The organism is Paraburkholderia sp. PGU19, from assembly GCF_013426915.1.
Classification (GTDB): domain Bacteria; phylum Pseudomonadota; class Gammaproteobacteria; order Burkholderiales; family Burkholderiaceae; genus Paraburkholderia.
In genome coordinates this window covers 1,217,822-1,236,799 of sequence record NZ_AP023180.1, presented here as the reverse complement: position 1 = coordinate 1,236,799, position 18,978 = coordinate 1,217,822, and the positions used below count along the sequence as shown (strand labels likewise).

The following is an 18,978-nucleotide window of genomic DNA, read 5'->3' as shown; positions in this document are numbered from 1 at the left end:
TGAGGCATCTGTTCGAAGCGTTGGCAACGAGCTGAACAGACACGTTGCCGTGTGAAGCGTAAGACCGGTTGGGGGCCCTCAGGCAAACACAAGAACTGGCGGTGTGAGCCGCTTTCTTTTGCCTACTTTTCTTTGCGGCGGCAAAGAAAAGTAGGTGCCGCCCCGCACAGGGGCGACGCCTGAAGCCAGATAACAAAACGCGGATGCCAGCGCAAACACAAGCAAACCAAAACCGTCCGCGCCACGAAACCTCATGCCTGCGCAGAGAGCAAAGCAACCCCGCCCGGCAGTCGCAGACAAAGCCCCCACTAGTGCACGTGGACACCTTCCACCGCAAACACCGATAGCCTCCGCTGAATCCACTTGACCAATTCCATCGGCCCAGGTGTAAGCACACGCCCCATCTTCACGATCAACCGCGCGTGCGTACCCTGAAAAACAGGATGGTCGACGGGCAACGTCGTAAGCTCGCCGCTTGCGACTTCACGCCGCGCCGCAAACTCCCCAATCAACGTGACAAAGTTCTCCGCAGCAACCATCCGTTTAAGCACAGCAAGCGAATTACTCGTCACCGCCGGTTCGATCTGCACGCCTTCGGCAACTTCCAGCATCTTCACCGCATGCCCGATCCCAAACGTCTGCGGCATCAACGCCAGCGGAAACGCCCGCAAATCGTGAATCGTAGCGGCCCGCTTCCGCATCGCAAGCGGATGCTCCTTTCGCATCAGCAAAACCGCCCGCTGAACCGAACTCGCAAGACACTCAAGCCGCGGATGCGGCGGCGGGTTATAAGCCAGCCCGATATGCGCCCGGCTTTCAGCCACCTCTTCGACAATGCCATCGCGAGCCAGCATGCTCATCTCGATCGTCAGCGCGGGATACTTCGCACAGAACGGCGCGAGCACGTCCTCGGTCAGCGTATCGACGAATCCTTCGCTCACGGCCAACTGCACCCGCCCATGACGCAGCCCGCGAAATGCGTGCAACTGGTCTTCGAGTTTCTCCTGCTGCGACTGATAGCCCTCCCAGAACTCCAGCAGATGCGCCGCCGGTTCCGTCGGCCGCGCGCCTCGGGCACCGCGCTCGAACAGCGTGACGCCCAGTTCCTCTTCCAGCAGCCGAATCTGCCGTGTGATCACCGACGGCGACGTGTTCATGTCGTCGGCGGCGCCGCGAATCGATCCTTGCGTCAGGACCGCGTAGAAATATCTCAGGCGCTGGTGATTGATTGTTCGCATCGTTGTCAGACCTATGAAATCCCGAGTGTTGCCCGCAGGGCAACGGAGAGTGAGCACAGTTGCTGTTGTGTCAACGATGCGTTCCTGCCACCATGCGCGGCACATTAACCCGCACCCGGTGGCCCGGCGTGACGCGTGTCGACGCTGCTCATTTGAGCAGCGGGATGTATCCGTCACATGTCGTGAAGTGGCTCGCAGACAGTGTTTTGTATCGGCGGGTGTGGGCCGGATACATGCGCGTACGAAGGCGATGACCGTGCTGCTGTTCCGGCACGTCACGCCGTCAGTACGAGCCGGAAGCAGCGCGCCTTGCCGTAGCCGCAGTCGTTGAATCAGTCATGAAGAAGCTCGAACACGTGTTGATCGTCGATGACGATCGTGAGATCCGCGAACTCGTCGCCATCCATCTGCAACGCAACGGCATGCGGGTATCGCACGCGTCCAGCGGGCGCGACTTGCGCGCGGCGCTCGAACGCGACACGCCCGATCTCATCGTCCTCGACGTGAGGTTGCCGGATGCGGACGGCCTGTCGTTGTGCCGCGAATTGCGCGCAGGCGAATTTCACGCGATACCCGTCGTCATGATCTCCGCACGTCATGACGAAGCGGATCGCATCGTCGGCCTCGAACTGGGCGCCGACGACTTTTTGTCCAAGCCATTTGCGATCCGCGAACTGCTGGCGCGCATTCGCGCCGTCCTGCGCCGCACGAACATGCTGCCGCCCGGCATGCGCGTCGCGGAATCGGCCACCGTGCTGCGTTTCGGCGAGTGGCGGCTCGATACGGCGGCGCGCCGTCTGCTCGACCCCGAAGGCTCGGTGGTCGCGTTGAGCGGAGCGGAGTATCGGCTGTTGCGGGTGTTCCTCGATCATCCGAACCGCGTGCTCACGCGCGACCAGTTGCTCAACCTGACGCAAGGCCGTCACGCCGACCTGCTCGACCGCTCGATCGATCTGCTCGTGAGCCGTGTGCGTCAACGGCTCCAGGACGGCGTGCGCGACGGACGCTACATCAAGACGCTGCGCAACGAAGGCTATCTGTTTTCGGCGGCGGTGATGCGTGTCGAAAGCCAAATATCGCATGCGCCTGTGATGAACTGCATCGCCTAGGGAATCAGCAGCAGCTTGCCCGTGGTCCTGCGGCTCTCCATGTCGGCGTGCGCACGCGCAGCATCCGCAAGCGGATAGACGCCACCGATCCGCACGTCGAGCACGCCCGCGATGATCCAGTCGAACAATTGCTTCGCACGCGCGCGCAGCAGGGCAGGGGTGTGGACGTGATCGGCGAACGTCGCGTAACCGATCTTGATGCTCTTCGGCAGGCTCATGATATGAAGCGGGCCGGCCGCGCCCAGCACGGGCCCATACCAGCAGAACGTGCCCGAGCGCCGCAGCGATGCAAGCGAGCCCTGAAACGTCGCCGGTCCCGAACCGTCGTAGACGACGTGCACGCCTTCGCCGTCGGTGACGCGCATGACTTCGTCGGCGAATCGGCCTTCGCTGTCGACGATCACGTGATCGGCGCCCGCTTGCCGCGCGGCTTCGACCTTGTCTTCATGCGACACGCGCCCGATCACCATGCCGCCGCGCAGCTTGATGATCTGTGTGAGCAACAGCCCGAGGCCGCCCGCCGCCGCATGCACCAGCGCGATGTCGCCCTGGCGGACAGGGTAGAAGTCCGTCGCGAAGTGACTGGCCGTGAGGCCCTGCATCATCACGGCGGCAGCGGTGGTGTGATCGATCGCGTCAGGAATGGGGACGAGCGATGCAGCGGGTATCGCGACACGCTGCGCGTAGCTGCCGGGCGCATAGACCCACGCGACGCGCTGTCCGGGCCGGATATCCGCGACGTCGTCGCCGACGCTCGACACCCGTCCCGCGCCTTCGACGCCCAGCGGTTTCGGATTCGCCATCGTCGACCAGATGCCGCCGCGCCGCACGCCGATGTCCATGAAATTGACGCCCGCGGCATCCACTTCGACGACGGCTTCGCCCGGGCCAGCAACAGGTTCGTCGCATTCGACCAGCCGAAGCTTCTCCGGCCCTCCCGGGCCGTCCATCATGATGGTCTTCATCTAGCGCGCCTCTGCCTTAGCGCGCGTTGCGCGCCGCCGCGAGAATCGCGTTGGCGACGGCCTCGGGCTGGCTCAGCATCGCGACGTGGCTCGCGTCGACGCGCGTCACCTGCGCATGGATCTGCGTCGCCATCTTCGCCTGCAGACGCGGATCGATCATCTTGTCGCGGCCGGGAATCACGAAGTACGACGGCTTCTCGTGCCAGGCGGCCTGCGTCACCTTGTCGTTCAAGCTGCCGGAAAACCAGGGTCCTTGCGTCGCGGCGACGATGCGTTGCTGACCTGCGGGCAGATCGAGCGCGAAGTCGTCGCGCACGGCCTTGTCCGACAGCGTCAGATAGCCGGCCGAATCTTTTTGCAGTTCATTCGCCCATGCGGGTGGCTTCATGCCTTGCGTGATGTCGGCGATCGACTGGTTGGCGTCGGGCGCGAAGGCCGCGACGTAGACGAGCGACTTGACCTTGTCGTCGTTGCCCGCCTGGCTGATGACCACGCCGCCCCACGAATGACCGACCAGCACGACAGGTCCTTTCTGCTGATCGATGACGCGCTTCGTCGCCGCGACATCGACGGCAAGCGAACTCAGCGGATTCTGCACCGCGACGACGTGCAGCCCATGTGCTTCGAGTATCGGGATCACGCGGTTCCAGCTCGACCCGTCGGCGAATGCGCCGTGCACGAGAACGACACTGGTGCCTTTGAGGTCGGCTTGCGTGGCCGCGTGCGCAGTCTGCAACGCCAAAAGTCCGCACAGCATCGTGGCGAACGCGAGGATGGTCCTGAAGCTTCTTGTCATTGTGTTGCCCCTGAGTACCGCGTTATCGATGGATGTTTTTCTGCTGCGTCAGTTGGGCGCTCCGTTGCGACGCATGCGCATGCATGCATCGGCAACGGAGCCGTGGCGCTTACGAATGCGCGTAGATCGGTTCGAGGCCGAGTACGTCTTGCTGCGGAGCGGGCGTTTGCGCGGTGTCACGATGCGCGCCCGAGTTCGATTGACCCGCTGCGACGCCGCCATACGCAGCACCCTTTTCAGCCTGGATACGCGACAGCGCGGCTTCGATGTTCGTCGGATATTGCGTGTTGTCGCTCCCCGGGTTGTAGCCGGCCTGCTGCAACTGGACCAGTTCGGCGCGCACCTGGGCGCGGGTCACGGGCTGGTTCGACTGCGCAAACGACACAGCGGGAGCGGCGATCAAGGCTGCAACGATGAGGGATTGAACGAGTTTCATGGGTATTCTCCAGTAGTGAAGCGGGTCTGCGTTGATGTCATCCCGGGCGGTCATTGCGCTTTGCTTATGCTTTCCTGCCCGGTCAGTCGCACTGTCATGAATCAACCTTGCGTGTCGTTATTTGAACCCGCTCACGTATCTGGCTTGTTTCCAGAACGCGCCGGAATGTAAGCCAGTATTTCTCTATCGCGGATATATACATTGCGGTACAAATCTCGGGCAGCGGGTTGCCAATGACAAACGCCACTGCGCCGCGAAAGCGCAGTGGCGTTGCCTGAAGCGATGCCGCCAGGTGTCAGCCGAACGTGAACGAGAAAGCCTGCACGCCCGGATCGAGAAACTCGATCGTGAAGGTCCGGTCGCGCACGGCGTCGTGCTGACGCACGAGTTGATACAGGCGGGCGCTCGTCACGACGCCGCTGCCGTCGGCGGCGACATCGGCGCCATGCGAGTCGCCGGGAGCCGCGCCGTCGATCGTGACGCGAAAACGCACGGGTTTGCCATTCACGCCGGGGCCGAGCACGAGATGCAGGTCGCGTGCGTGGAAGCGGTAGGCGATGCGTCCATGCGCGTCGTTCAGCACAGCCGCTTCGCCGCCCACGATCCACTTCCCGCCGAATGCCCAGCTATTGAGCGGCAATTGCGACGGCACGGTGTACGCGGCGACATCGTCGGGCCGGAGGTCTTCCGGCGACGCGAAGCCGCGAGCCTGCTGGTAACCCACATAGGTCTCGCCCGATTCGACGTTCGGGTTATCTGCGGCCGCCTGCGCACCGGCGCCCTGAATGGGCGGCAGATCGCGCGTCTGCATCGTGTGTCCCGACTCCGCCAGCAACTGCTGGATCACTTTCTCGGCTTCGGCATAACCGCCTTCGCCGAAATGGTGATAACGGATGCGGCCTTCTGCATCGACGATATAGAACGCCGGCCAGTACTGATTGTCGAACGCTTGCCAGATCTTGTAGCCGTTGTCGATCGCGACGGGATAGTGAACGCCGAGGTCGGCGACGGCGCGCTTCACGTTCGACGGATCGTGCTCGAAGGCGAACTCCGGTGTATGCACGCCGACCACCACGAGACCGTCGTTACGATAGCGGTCCGACCACGTCTTCAGATACGGCAGCGTGCGCAGGCAGTTGATGCACGAATACGTCCAGAAGTTGACGACGGTGACCTTGCCACGCAACGCGTCGCTCGTGAGCGGCGGCGAGTTGATCCAGCTCTCGGCGCCATCGAGCGAAGGCAGATGGCCTTCGACAGGCAGCGCGGACGGCACCTTCGCGCTGATGCGCTGGATGTGCGGCTTCAGCGTGCGCGGCTGTTGCGTATGGTCGGAACCAAGCAGGCCGACCAGCCGGCTTTCGACGCCCGTCGTCGATGCCGACGGCAACTGCGCGAGGGCGCGTGTATCGAAACCGAAGCCGATGGCCGTGACGCTCAACAGCACCAGCGCGCCCATCGCGCGGCGCACACGCTCACCGAGACCGAGCGACCGCTTGAGTCCGTCGAGCGCCTGCTTGCCGAGCCCCGACACGACGGCGAGCGAACTCGCCGCGCCGAGCGCGTACGCGGTCAGTGCCGCCGCCGTCGTCCAGGTCGCGCCATGCAGCGCGGCGCCCGTGAGAATCAGGCCGACAATCGGACCGGCGCAAGGCGCCCACAACAGGCCCGTCGCCACGCCGAGCAGCAGCGCGGAGCCGATCTGAAAACGCGTGCCGCGCATTTGCGACAGCGCGGCGACGCGGTTGCCGATCCCGAAGAACGGGCGCGACAGACGCGCCGACAGCGTCGGGAACAGCAGCGATGCGCCGAACACACCGAATAGCGCGAGCGACACCCAGCGCCCGTAGTGGTTCAGTTGCGCGGCGCCGCTCAGGCCAGCAATGCCGACGCCCGTAACGAGCGCAAACGTGATAGCCAGGCCGAGCAGCAACGGCAGCCGGCCTGTCACGAACGGCTTGTCGGAACGGGCGAAGACGAATGGCACGACGGGCAGGATACATGGGCTCAGGATGGTGAGCACCCCGCCCAGAAACGCAATGACGATGAGTAACATGGAATCGACCTCCTGATCCGGAAACGGTTGATTCAACCGGTCTGCACGCAGCGCATGTCGATCTCGCGCGTGCCCTTGTGACGGATTAAAGCCCGCACATGTATCCGGCGAATTTCAGGAGAGAAGGGTTGCGTATCGCGATGTATCGGCTGCGCCGCCGGATACATGGCGATACAAACGACGGCCGGGCGCCGTCTGGTGAATGCAGATACGCCTAATGCGCCGTCATGCCGGGCAAGACGCCAGCGACGTTGAAACAGCCACACGCATCACGCATGCTGCCGCGCGCGCGCTTCCTCGACAGCCTTCACCGTCGACGAAAACACATAGCCTTCGTTGCGCAGCGTCTTGATGTAGCGCGGCACGCGGGCGACGTCTCGGAGTCTTTGCCGCAGACGGCTGACCAGCAGGTCGATCGAACGATCGAACGGTTCGGCGTTGCGCCGTTGCGTCAGATTGAGCAGCTGGTCGCGGGTCAGCACGCGTTGCGGGTGATCGAGAAACGCGCGCAGCAGCCGGTATTCCGCGCCGCTCAACGCGACCACGGCATCCTCGGTGTCGAGCAGGTGGCGCGCCGTCGTATCGAGCCGCCAGTCGCCGAAGCTCAGCATCTCCGTCGATTCCTCCACCAGCATGCCGGGCGGCAGCATGCGCGTGCGCCGCAGCACCGCGCGGATGCGCGCGAGCAGTTCGCGCACGGCAACCGGCTTGGACAGATAGTCGTCGGCGCCCATCTCCAGGCCGATGATCCGGTCCATCTCGTCGCAATGCTCGGTCACCATCATCACGGGTACGGCACGATGACGCCCGGCGCGCAGCCCGCGGCATAGCGCGAGGCCGTCTTCGCCCGGCAGCATTACGTCGAGCAGGATCACATCGGGTGTATGCCGGTCGAGCACGGCGTGCATGTCGCGTCCGCTGGACGCGAGCGAGACGCGCATGCCGTTTTTCTCCAGATAGCTGGCGACGAACTCGCGCATGCCGCGGTCCTCGTCGATGATCAGAACGTGGTCGGGTTTGTCCATGATGTCAGGTCAGGGGCGACGATTGGCGTGTCATGCTTGAACGCATCGGGGATCAAAGGCGAACGACTTGCTGGACCGCTTCGGCGAATGCCTGAGGCGCTTCCTGCGGCAGGTTGTGGCCGATGCCGCCGCTCACGTTGCGGTGCTGATACTTGCCCGTGAACATCTTCGCGTACGCGGACGGATCGGGATGCGGCGCGCCGTTCGCATCGCCTTCCATCGTGATGGTCGGCACACCGATGGTGGGCAGCGCCGCGAGACGCTGTTCGATCTCGTCGTATTGCGGCTCGCCCTGCACGAGGCCCAGACGCCAGCGGTAGTTGTGAATCACCACGGCCACGTGATCGGGGTTGTTGAACGATGCCGCCGTGCGCTGATAGGTGGCATCGTCGAAATGCCACTTCGGTGACGCGAGTTGCCAGATCAGCCGGTTGAAGTCGTTGCGGTTGGCCGCGTACCCCAGCTCGCCGCGCTCGGTGGCGAAATAGAACTGATACCACCACGCGAACTCCGCCTTGGGCGGCAAGGGCTTGCGGTTCGCGTCCTGGCTGCCTATCAGATAGCCGCTCACCGACACCAGCCCCTTGCAGCGCTGCGGCCACAGTGCGGCGATGATGCAGGCCGTGCGCGCGCCCCAGTCGAATGCGCCGAAAATGGCCTGGTCGATTTTCAGCGCATCCATCAGCGCGATGATGTCGACGGCCACGACAGCCTGCTGGCCGTTGCGCGGCGTCTCGTTGGCAAGAAAGCGCGTCGAGCCGTAGCCGCGCAGAAACGGCGCGATCACGCGGTAACCCGCCGCCGCGAGGATCGGCGCGACGTCGACGAAGCTGTAGATGTCGTACGGCCAGCCGTGCAACAGGATGACGGGCTGGCCGTCCTTCGGGCCCATGTCCACGTAGCCGACGTTCAGCGTGCCGGCGTCGATCTGCTCGATCGCATCGAACGACGTATGGTGAGCCGCTTTCTTTGCGGCGTGCGCGCTCTTCGTGGCTTGCGCGTGCGCGAGGTTGCCGAGGCCCAGTTCCAGCAGCCCGATGCCTGCAGCAGTCGTCCCGATCAGTCGGCGGCGACGCAGATTCACCGTGTCTTGCATGTGCGTACTCCTTTTTTTCAACCAGTTTTTTTGTCAGAGTCGTTCGGGCGGCTTGCTCCGCTAACGCGAGGCAAGATGGCCGATCGCCGCTTCAAAGCATCGATGTGCAAAGATTAGACTGCGGGGTCGATGTGTTCCATACAATCTGCATCTAGCCAGCTGATTCATACGGATGGGCAACCGCATACGTTCGTATAGGTTACGCTGGGTTTCTCCCCAAACCCGTCCGGTTCATGCGAACCGCGCGCTCATGCGACGGGCAACGGCGCGCTTAGAAACTGATGGATCTCCGCGACGACAGCAGCGCCGTCGCCCACCGCCGCCGCAACGCGCTTCGCCGATGCATTGCGCACATCGCCAATCGCAAACACGCCGGGTACGTTGGTCTGCAACGCGAAGCATGCCGTATCGGCGCGCACGCCCGCCGCGAGGCCCGTTTTGACGAAGCCCCGGTCGTCGATCTCGACGCTGCAATCGCGCAGCCATTGCGTGTTGGGGTTCGCGCCCGTGAACAGGAACAGGTGCCGCGTATCGAATACGAGTTCGCCTTCGGGCGTGCTGCATGTGACGGCTTCGAGGCCCCATTCATCGCTTCTGACTGACGCGACGATGGTCCGCGTATGCAGCACCACGTTCCCCAGCGACGCAATGCGATCGATCAGGTAGCGCGACATGCTCGACTCGAGACTGTCGCCGCGAATCAATATGTGGACACGGCTCGCGTGTGTTGACAGGAATACTGCGGCCTGTCCCGCCGAGTTACCGCCGCCAACGAGGACCACTTCCGCGCCTCGGCACAGACGTCCTTCGATCGACGAAGCCCAGTAGTAGACGCCACGGCCTGCGACTTCGTCGAGCCCTTCGATGGCGGGCTTCCGGTATGCCGCGCCCGTCGCGATCACGACCGTGCGCGACGAGATGCGCTGGCCGCCTTGCAGTTCGAGCTGAAGCGGTGCCTGCGCGCAGTCGAGCCGGTCGATGCGGGTGGGGATCACGACTTCCGCGCCGAACTTCACTGCTTGCGCGAACGCGTTCGCCGCCAGCTCGCGGCCCGACACGCCCGTCGAAAAGCCCAGGTAGTTCTCGATCCGCGCGCTGGCGCCTGCCTGGCCGCCTGGGCCATGGCTGTCGAACACGATCACCGACAGACCCTCGGATGCCGCATACACGGCAGCGGCAAGCCCGGCCGGCCCTGCGCCGACTACGGCAACGTCGTAAGTGCGCGCCGAGTCGAGTTCGGGCAGCAGGCCCAGGCGCGCGGCCAGTTGACGTTCATCGGGATCTCGCAGCGGCGTGCCGTCCGCGAGCATGACGACGGGCACATCGTCGTGCCATACGCCCCATTCTTCGAGCAGATCGCGGATGTCGGAATCGGTCGCGGGTCCGCGACGGAGTACGGATGACCAAGCCGATGCAGCAGCCCTTCGAGCGCGAGCAGTCTGAGATCGCCGGAACGTCCGATCAGCACGGGGCCGGCGCCTTCGCGCACAAGGCCGAAACGGCGCAGCACCAGCGAGCGCATGATCCGCTCGCCGAGGTGCGCTTCCGCGACGAGCATGTCGCGGATCTGCTGTGGCGGAATCATCAGTGCGTCAACGTCGTCGAGCGCGAGGCCATCGGCGAGCGCGGGCTTGCCGGTGAGTTGCGCCACTTCGCCGAGGAACTGGCCTGCGCCCAGTTCGACGATGGTCTGCGACCGGCCGAGCCCATCGCGCCGCGACAGCCTTGCACGCCCGCTCAGCAGCACGCGCATGCCGAGTCCCGGCTGGCCGATGCGGAACATCACGTCGCCCGAGCGCCAATGCTCAATCATGCCGAAGCGCATCATCTTTTCGATGTCGGCGGTGCTGAAGTGCGGGTAACGGTCGTCGGCGGGCGCGGCCTTCGGAGCCGCATTCGAATCCGATTGCGGCTTCATAGAGGAAGGACGCCCGCCTGCCTGTGGATCGTCGCTGTCGTGTCGATGCTGACTCATCGCATTCCTCTGTTTGCTATTGCGCTGGAATAATCGCGGCTATGGGGTCAAGGGTCAATCCAAACGAACGTATGATATGCACGCTTGCCTATTTTGATCCCCAAGTGCAACCTCAAGTTACGCGTACTGTTTTAATACTGTGCTGTTACGAACAGGTACATCGCGGACAAACGCGAGATACATTCGTCATTTCTAATGAGTGGGACGCTGCGGGCCATGCGCTTCGCAAGCGGTCAAGCATTGCTCTGCCAGTTCGCTCACATCGTCGTGCAGATCGTCGTGCACAGCGGTGCCCACTCCTTGGAAACAGGATGACAAAGCATGTCTTCATCTCCGTTCTCGCCGATGCGGCGTAACGTGCTGGCCGCCACGGCGGCAGCGGGCGCATTCGCGTTATTTCCCGAAGCGATTTACGCCGCGAATAGCGCGGGGACTATCCGTCCATTCAAAGCCAATATCCCCGATAGCGATCTCGCCGATTTACGTCAGCGTCTGGCTAAAACGCGCTGGCCGGGCAAGGAAACGGTCACCGACGAATCCCAGGGCGTGCGGCTCGCGCGTATGCAGCAGCTCGTTCAATACTGGGGCAGCGAATACGACTGGCGAAAGGGCGAAGCGAAGCTGAACGCGTTGCCGATGTTCGTGACGGAGATCGACGGGCTGGATATCCAGTTCATCCATGTCCGCTCGCGTCACAAGAACGCGATGCCGATGATCATGACCCATGGCTGGCCGGGTTCGATCTTCGAGTTGATCAAGGCGATCGGCCCGCTCACTGACCCGACCGCCTACGGCGCAAGTGCCGACGACGCCTTCCATGTGGTCGTGCCGTCCGTGCCCGGCTTCGGTTTTTCGGGCAAGCCGACCACGCCGGGCTGGGGCTCGGATCACATCGCGCGCGCATGGGGCGTGCTGATGGAGCGGCTCGGTTATACCCGCTTCGTGTCGCAAGGCGGCGATTGCGGCTCCGTGGTGTCGCACCGCATGGCGATGCAGCACGTCAAGGGCTTGATCGGCATTCATGTGAACATGCCCGCCACCGTCCCGGCCGATATCGCGCGCTCGCTGGCGCTCGGCGATCCCGCACCGGCCGGACTGTCGCCCAAGGAGAAGAATGCGTACGAGAAGCTCGCCGTGTTCTATCGCGACAACTGCGGTTATTCGGCGATGATGGTCACGCGCCCCCAAACGGTTGGCTATGCGCTCGCCGATTCGCCCTCCGGCCAGGCCGCGTGGATGTACGACAAGATTTCGCAGTGGACCTATAGCGGCGGCGTGCCCGAGCGTTCGTTGACGCGCGACGAGATTCTCGACGACATCTCGCTGTACTGGCTGACAGATAGCGCGACCTCGTCGGCGCAGATCTATTGGGAAGACCACTCGAACAACTTCAATGCCGTCGATATCTCGCTGCCCACTGCAATCACCGTCTTTCCGGGCGAGATCTATCAGGCGCCGCGCAGTTGGGCCGAGCGTTGCTATCACAACCTGATCTATTTCAACGAGGTCGACAAGGGCGGCCATTTCGCGGCGTGGGAAGAGCCGCTGCTGTTCGCCCAGGAAGTACGGGCCGGGTTCAGGCCGTTGCGTTGAGCCCGGGAAGATCGACCGGCGATCGCCCGACGTCACAATATGAGCCCGGCGTCACATACGGGCGTTGCGGGGTGACAGGCACGGTACAGTATCGGGCCTGTTATGCCCGTCGCTGTGTCTGCAACGTCATCGCATGATCGATCTTCTTACCCGAAACTTCATTGAACTCAGCGCGGGAGCGCTCAGACTGCAACGGGCCGTAGCCGAAAGCGCTGCGCCCGTTCTCGTCGTTGGCCGTGCCAATGCGACGCCCGCCGAGCTGGCTGCGCTGCAACGCGAATACGCACTGCGCGACAGGTTGCACGAAGCGTGGTGCGCCGTGCCGCTGACGTTGCAGCCGCATGGCAACGGCGCGTTGCTGGTGCTGGCCGACCCGGGCGGCGAGCCGTTGCACGCGCGGATGCAAGGTCCCGTTGGCCTGAAGGCATTCTTCGCGCTGGCCGTGAGCCTCGCGACCGCGTTGAATGCGATGCATGCGGCAGGTGTGGTCCATCGCGCGCTGATGCCGCGCAGTTTCCTCATCGACGGAGAAGGCCGGGCCCGGCTGGTGGGCTTCGGCTTCGCATCGTGTGCGCTGAACGGCATGGCGAGCGTGCCCGATGCCGACTTCGAATGGTGCGAAGCAAGCTTCAGCTATATGGCGCCCGAGCTTGGCGCGCGGATGAACCTGCGGGTCGACGAACGGGCCGATCTCTATTCGCTGGGTTGCATCCTCTATGAACTGCTGACGGGTATCGTGCCGTTTGACAGTGCGACGGATGCCGCCGCGCGCGTTCACGCGCACGCGACGCATCGCGCGCGTCCGGCCGCCGAGTTCGCCGTGCACGTGCCGCAGCAACTTTCGCATCTGGTCATGAAGCTGCTCGAGAAGGCACCTGGGCAGCGTTACGCCAATGCCGCAAGCCTGCTCGCCGACCTGCACCGGTGCGAAGATCTGCACGACCGTCTTGGGCATATCCCACCATTTGCGCTCGATACGCACGCCGCACTGCAATCGCTGCAGCGTGCCGACGGTGTGTTTGGACGTGAAGCAGAACTTGAAGCATTGACGACGGCTTACCGTACCGTCGCTGACGGCGGCAAGGCGCGCGTCGCGTGGATCGCCGGCGCGTCCGGTATCGGCAAGTCGACCTTGCTGCAGGAAGCCGTCGCGCGCATCCGCCGCACGGACGCGCCGCTGCTTGCCGCGGGCAAGAGCGAGGAAGGCCGCCGCGCGACACCGTATGCGATCCTCGTGCAGGCATTGGAGCCGTTGCTGCAATACGTGCTGGGTTGCGCCGACGACGAATTCGCGCAGTGGCGCAACCGTATCCGCGAAGCGACCGGGCCGGCAGGCCGCACGCTGGCGGGCCTCTTGCCGACACTCACGGCCGTGCTCGGTTCGCAGCCGGGCATCGGCGAGGCGCCGGACCCGCAGCCTTCGCTCGAACGCGAGCGCGTGTTGCAAGGCATGGCGCGCCTCATCGCGTGCTTTGCGACGGCCTCGCGTCCGCTCCTGCTGTTGCTCGACGACCTGCAATGGGCGGACGTCGGCACGCTGCATGTGCTCGAACGGTTGTTCAGGCACGCGGACGTGGCGCTGCTGTTCATCGGCGCATTCCGGGGCAACGAAGTCGGCGCGGATCATCCGTTGCGGGTCGGTCCGCTGGCGCAATCGCGCGACACGCTGCGCATCGAACTGGGACCGTTGAACGACCACGCGTTGCGCGAACTGATCGCGCTCGCGCTGCATCGGGACACGCACGCGCTCGCGCCGCTGGCCGACGAAATCGGCCGCAAGACCGGGCGCAATCCGTTCTTCGTTCGCCATCTGCTGCGTGTGCTCGCCGACGAAGGCGCGCTCGAATACGACCTCGAAGCAGGCGCGTGGGGTTGGCATCTCGAACGCATCATGAGCCATCGCGGCGCGGACAACGTCATCGACCTGCTGACGCACAAGCTCGAGCAGTTGCCCGTGCCCGCGCAGTGCGTGCTGCGCACGCTGGCTTGCCTTGGCGACCGAGCATCGGGCGACATGCTCGCCATCGCCTCGGCGCTGCCCAGCTGCGATGCGGTTCAGGGCCTGCACGCCGCGCTCGAAGCGGGCAGCGTCTATCGCGACGGCGAGGACTGGGTGTTCTGGCACGACCGCATCCGCGAGGCGGCGTACGCGTCGATCCCGAAGGCCGAGCGCGCGCCGCTGCATCTGAAGATCGCGCGGCGCATGCTCGCGCATCACGGCGCACAGGCAGACGTGTTCGCGATGGCCGTGCAGATCAATCTCGCGCGGCCCGCCGTCACGGACCCTGACGAGCGGCTCGCCTTCGCGCGCCTCAATCTCGACGCCGGCCGGCAAGCGAAAGCAGCGACCGCGCACCATTCGGCCCTGGGCCTGTTTCGCGCGGCGCTCGACTTTCTCGGCGACGACGACACCAGCGAAGATGGCTTGACGGCCCGCATGCTGTGCGGCGAGGCGGAGTTCATGACGGGCGCGCTCGAACCCGCCGAGGCGCGGCTGTCGGCGCTGGAGCGGGTGGCGGGCGACGGCATCTTCGGCGCGGACCTGGCTCGCTTGCGCGCGGCACTCTACACGACGCTCGGCCGCTACGATCTCGCATTGCAGGTGGGGCTCGCGTTCCTGAGCAAAGCGGGCATCGACGTGCCGTTGCGCCCGAGTGTCTACGACGTCGACCGCGAATATGCGCGTCTGCGCGGCTGGCTCGACGAGCATGGCATCGACGGGCTGCGCCGCCTGCCGATCGTCGCCGACCCATTGCGCCGCGCGATCACCGACATCTTCGCCGATCTGATTCCGCCCGCGCTCTACACGGATCAGGATCTCGTCGACCTGATGCTGCTGCGTGCCGTCAATCTCGGGATCGAGCACGGCCATTCCGATGCGTCGGCGAACGTGTACACGTGCATGCAGCAGATTTTCGGCGCGCGCTACGGCGACCATACGGCCGCGTTGCCGTTCGGTGAGCTGGCGCTGCATCTCGTCGACGAGCGTGGCCTCGCGCGTTATCGCGCGCGGGTCTATATGGTGTTCGGCACCTTCGTCGTGCCGTGGGCCTTGCCGGCGAGAGCGGGGCACGACTACATCCGCCGCGCGTTCGATGTCGCCGTCCAAAGCGGCGACCACACCTTCGCGATGTATTGCCCCAGCAACCAGGTCACGGGGATGCTGTTCGCAGGCGAGTTCCTCGGCGACGTGCGCGCGACGATTGCGCGAGGTCTAGCGCTGGTGCGCGATGCGAATTTTCGCCTCGTCATCAAATCGTTTCTCGCGAAGTGGGCGTTCGTCACGGCACTGCAGGATGGCGCGCCGGACCCCGACGAAGAGCCGCCGCCCGTGCCTGTCGAAGGCGCGCCCGTCACGCTGGTGGATCTCGCCTACTGGGTGTATCGCATGCAACGCGCGCTGCTGTTCGGCGATCTGCATGATGCCGTCGAGTCGCATCGGCGGGCCGATGCCTGCGCGCACTTTGCACGCTCGTTCGCGGAGCGCGCCGAGTTGCCGTACTACGGCGCGCTGACGCTGCTCGCGTTGCCCACGCGCGATGCCGCACAGCAAGCGGCGCTTCAGCGCTACATGGATCAACTCGATGTGTGGGCTCGCGCATGCCCGATGAACTTCGTTGCGCGGCGTGAACTGGTGCGGGCCGAATACTTGCGCGCAGTGGGCCTCGCGAACGAAGCCGGGCAACGGTATGCGAGGGCCGTATCGCACGCACGCCGTCACGGCTTCACGCAGGTCGAAGCGCTGGCCGCCGAACTGGCGGCGCGCTTTCATGCCGCGCGCGAGGAAGAGGTGCCCGCGCAAGCGTATCTGAACCACGCGCGCGGCGCGTGGCAGCGCTGGGGCGCGACGGGCAAGGTGCGTCAGTTGCAGGCCGACTACCCGGACTATTTCGAGTCCGACAGCAGCGCGCCGGGCGCGAGCCGTCTGCAGGAACTCGACGTTCAGGCCGTGCTGCGGATTTCCAATGCGCTTGCCAGCAACATCGTGCCCGCGCGTCTGGTCGAAACGCTGTTGCGTACGGCACTCGAAAGCGCGGGCGCCGAGCAGGGCGCGCTGGTGCTGTTGCAACGCGGCGTGTGGCGCGTGGCGGCGCGTGCGCATGTGCTGGGCGGCGCCATCGTCGTCTCGCATGACGCGGCCGATTTCTCGTCGGAGACGCTGCCTGTGTCGATCGTGCATGCCGTCGCGCGTACGCAGGAAAAGCTCGTGCTGGACGACGCGTGCGATTCGCCCGCCTATGCGCAGGACGATTACGTGCGGCGTCATCGTCCACGCTCGGTGCTGTGCGTGCCGCTGATGCGTTACGCGATGCTCGTCGGCGTGCTCTATATCGAGAACAATCTCGCGGCAAATGTGTTCACATCGGCGAAAGCGGCGTTGCTCGAAGTCGTCGCTTCGCAAGCGGCGTTCGCGCTCGAAAACGCGCGTCTCTATGAAGAGCTGTTCGAGCAAAACCGGCAGCGCGCCAAGGCCGAAGATCAATTGCGCAATGCGCTCGGCGATCTGGAGCGCGCAAGCCGTTTGAAGGCGATGGGCGAGCTGGTCGCGTCGATCGTGCACGAAGTCGGTCAGCCGCTCGCTGCCGTCGATACGTCGGCGAGCGCGGCGTTGCGCTGGCTGAACCGCAATCCGCCCGAGATTGACGAGACGCGTGCGATGCTCACGCATATCGGCCTGAGCGCGACGCGGGCAAGGGCGATCATTCAGGGGCTGCGCGCGAAGGCGCGCCGGGCAGAGCCGCAATTCACCACGCTCGATCTGAACGAGGCGCTGCGTGAGGCGGCCGCGCTCGTCGGCGGGCAACTCGATGCGATGAAGATCACGCTGGAGCTGCGCGGTCTCGACTGTGCCGTGCAGGTGCGCGGCGACCGCATCCAGTTGCAGCAGGTCGCCATCAATCTGCTGACGAACGGCGCCGAAGCGATGGCGTCGCTCGCGCAGGGCGAACGCAAGCTGAGACTGATCTGTACATCGGATGACGGGGCGCCTGTTTGCGTGTCGGTGGAAGACCGGGGCAGCGGCATCGATCCGCAGATTGCCGGGCGTCTGCTCGAACCGCTTTTCACGACGAAGGAAAACGGCATGGGCATGGGCCTCGCCATCTGCCATTCGATCGTCGAAGCCCATGGCGGCACGTTGACGCTGTCGCCGCGCGAAGCGAAAGGCACGCGCGCGACGTTCACGCTGCCGCGTTTCGTCGCTTGAGCGGCCGCATACGATCGTATGATTGCCGCGTGTTCGCCGATGAGCGTCGTGGACCGTCGTGATCGCATTTGTTACCATCGTCGTCCGCTTGATTGAGCGGACGTTCGAGCCATCGAAAACAGCAAAAACCACCGATGTCCAATTCCACGCCGTTCCAGACTGGTTTCCTTGAGTCCGATGCCCGCCTCGTTTATGTCGTCGATGATGATGAGCTCGTGCGTGGCGCGCTCTCGGGCCTGTTGCGCTCGATCGATATCGACGTGCGCGCGTTTGCGTCGACAGAAGAATTTCTGGCTGCCGACAAACCCGCCATTCCTTCGTGTCTCGTACTCGACGTGCGGTTGCGCGGTCAAAGCGGCCTCGCGTTGCAGCAAACGCTGATCGACGACGGACGCCTGCATATGCCCATCATCTTCATGACGGGCTACGGCGACATTGCGATGTCGGTGAAAGCGATGAAGGCCGGCGCAATGGATTTTCTCGCCAAGCCGTTCCGAGATCAGGACATGATCGATGCCGTGATCGCCGCACTGGAGCGCGACGCGCGCCGTCTCGCGTCGGATCGCTCGCTGCATACGATGCGCACGGCGTGGGAGTCGCTGACGCCGCGCGAGCGCGAAGTGCTGCAACTCGTCGCAACGGGCCTGTTGAACAAGCAGATTGCCGCGAACATGGGTATCGCGGAGATCACCGCGAAGATTCATCGCGGCCAGGCCATGCGCAAGATGAACTCACGTTCGGTCGCGGAACTGATGCGCAAAATGGAAGCGCTGGGCATCGTTCACACGCCGCGATAATCGCACACCGCCAGCCGGAAAATGGCAAGTAGGGCCATATACGATCATATGATGGCGGGCCGGTGAGCCGGGCCCTATCCTGAAGCTGCCGGGCAAGATTGGGATCCGCTCATTCGCTTGCCTGGTCATCAGCGAGAGTGTCCTTGTCCCTGCACAACAACGAGCTAGTCTCCATCGTCGACGACGATTCCCTCGTGCGCGCCGCGGCCAGCAGTCTGGTGCGTTCGTTCGGATGGGAGGCACGCGTCTTCGCATCCGGCGCGGAATTGCTTGCTTCCGACGTGCTCGAACGCACGCGTTGCCTCGTCTGCGACGTGCAGATGGCGGACATGGACGGCATCGAACTGCTCGACACGCTGGAGCGCAAAGGCATGCGTATCCCCACGATCTTCATTACCGCCTTCGCCACGGTTCGCGTACGCGAGCGCGTGCAGGCGGGCGCGGCGCTTTGCATGATCGAAAAACCGATCGAAGCATCGGAACTGGAGACGTGGATTGGCCGTGCGCTCGGATACGGATGACGATCAGATCGAGCTTCTGAAGACGTTATGCGTGAGCACATGCAATGCAACTGTAATCCCGATACATTTGGATACGTCGAGGAAAAACAGACGACACATTCGGCGCTTCTAATCCTTGTCAGGCATCGGCGTTAGCGCGTTCGACGGCCTGCAAACCAGTTTCTA

The 18,978-nt window shown here is 64.1% G+C and carries 14 protein-coding genes; 5 read left to right on the top strand and 9 right to left on the bottom strand.

The genetic code is table 11. The annotated features are described in order from the left end of the window. Nucleotides 1-308: 308 nt before the first annotated feature. Entirely contained in the window at nt 309-1,238 is a 930-nt protein-coding gene (locus tag H1204_RS23095) for a LysR family transcriptional regulator (RefSeq protein WP_180733081.1), read from the bottom strand. Between the two features lie 338 nt (nt 1,239-1,576). On the opposite strand from H1204_RS23095, the gene H1204_RS23090 reads away from it, so the two are divergent. After that, a complete protein-coding gene (locus H1204_RS23090) occupies nt 1,577-2,347 on the top strand; it encodes a response regulator transcription factor (protein ID WP_180733080.1) in 771 nt (256 codons plus the stop codon). On the opposite strand, the gene H1204_RS23085 is transcribed toward H1204_RS23090, so the two are convergent. From H1204_RS23085 to H1204_RS51495, 8 genes are all read right to left on the bottom strand, one after another. Beyond that, on the bottom strand, nt 2,344-3,312 hold the full coding sequence (locus H1204_RS23085) for a quinone oxidoreductase (protein WP_180733078.1): 969 nt from the start codon (nt 3,310-3,312) through the stop codon (nt 2,344-2,346). The genes H1204_RS23090 and H1204_RS23085 overlap by 4 nt on opposite strands. A gap of 16 nt (nt 3,313-3,328) precedes the next feature. Next, nucleotides 3,329-4,069, bottom strand: coding sequence for an alpha/beta hydrolase (locus H1204_RS23080; RefSeq protein ID WP_243468783.1), 741 nt, complete (start codon nt 4,067-4,069; stop codon nt 3,329-3,331). 148 nt (nt 4,070-4,217) lie between these two features. Further along, nucleotides 4,218-4,544 carry a DUF4148 domain-containing protein gene (locus H1204_RS23075; protein ID WP_180733075.1) on the bottom strand — a complete coding sequence of 109 codons (327 nt, stop codon included), beginning with the start codon at nt 4,542-4,544 and terminating at the stop codon, nt 4,218-4,220. Nucleotides 4,545-4,839: 295 nt separating this feature from the next. Further along, nucleotides 4,840-6,600 carry a cytochrome c biogenesis protein DipZ gene (locus H1204_RS23070; RefSeq protein WP_180733073.1) on the bottom strand — a complete coding sequence of 587 codons (1,761 nt, stop codon included), beginning with the start codon at nt 6,598-6,600 and terminating at the stop codon, nt 4,840-4,842. Nucleotides 6,601-6,869: 269 nt separating this feature from the next. After that, nucleotides 6,870-7,625, bottom strand: a complete 756-nt coding sequence (locus tag H1204_RS23065) for a response regulator (protein ID WP_180733072.1) — start codon at nt 7,623-7,625, stop codon at nt 6,870-6,872. 52 nt (nt 7,626-7,677) lie between these two features. Next, complete coding sequence (locus H1204_RS23060; protein ID WP_180733070.1) at nt 7,678-8,721, bottom strand: alpha/beta hydrolase; 1,044 nt, start codon at nt 8,719-8,721, stop codon at nt 7,678-7,680. A 248-nt stretch (nt 8,722-8,969) separates the two neighbouring features. Next, nucleotides 8,970-10,031: an FAD-dependent oxidoreductase gene (locus H1204_RS51500; RefSeq protein WP_243468782.1), complete on the bottom strand. Its 1,062-nt coding sequence runs from the start codon at nt 10,029-10,031 to the stop codon at nt 8,970-8,972. Next, nucleotides 9,923-10,696, bottom strand: coding sequence for a cyclic nucleotide-binding domain-containing protein (locus H1204_RS51495; protein WP_243468768.1), 774 nt, complete (start codon nt 10,694-10,696; stop codon nt 9,923-9,925). The genes H1204_RS51500 and H1204_RS51495 overlap by 109 nt, the downstream gene beginning before the upstream one ends. A 321-nt stretch (nt 10,697-11,017) precedes the next feature. Here H1204_RS51495 and H1204_RS23050 point away from each other — a divergent pair, with 321 nt between their 5' ends. The 4 genes from H1204_RS23050 (at nt 11,018) to H1204_RS23035 (ending at nt 18,813) form a co-directional block, all read left to right on the top strand. Continuing rightward, nucleotides 11,018-12,289: an epoxide hydrolase gene (locus H1204_RS23050; RefSeq protein WP_180733068.1), complete on the top strand. Its 1,272-nt coding sequence runs from the start codon at nt 11,018-11,020 to the stop codon at nt 12,287-12,289. Nucleotides 12,290-12,422: 133 nt separating this feature from the next. Further along, complete coding sequence (locus H1204_RS23045; protein ID WP_180733067.1) at nt 12,423-17,495, top strand: trifunctional serine/threonine-protein kinase/ATP-binding protein/sensor histidine kinase; 5,073 nt, start codon at nt 12,423-12,425, stop codon at nt 17,493-17,495. A gap of 134 nt (nt 17,496-17,629) precedes the next feature. Continuing rightward, nucleotides 17,630-18,292 (top strand): response regulator, encoded by a 663-nt coding sequence (locus H1204_RS23040; RefSeq protein WP_180733065.1) that lies wholly within the window; start codon nt 17,630-17,632, stop codon nt 18,290-18,292. Between the two features lie 143 nt (nt 18,293-18,435). Then, entirely contained in the window at nt 18,436-18,813 is a 378-nt protein-coding gene (locus H1204_RS23035; protein ID WP_180733063.1) for a response regulator, read from the top strand. Nucleotides 18,814-18,978 lie beyond the last annotated feature (165 nt).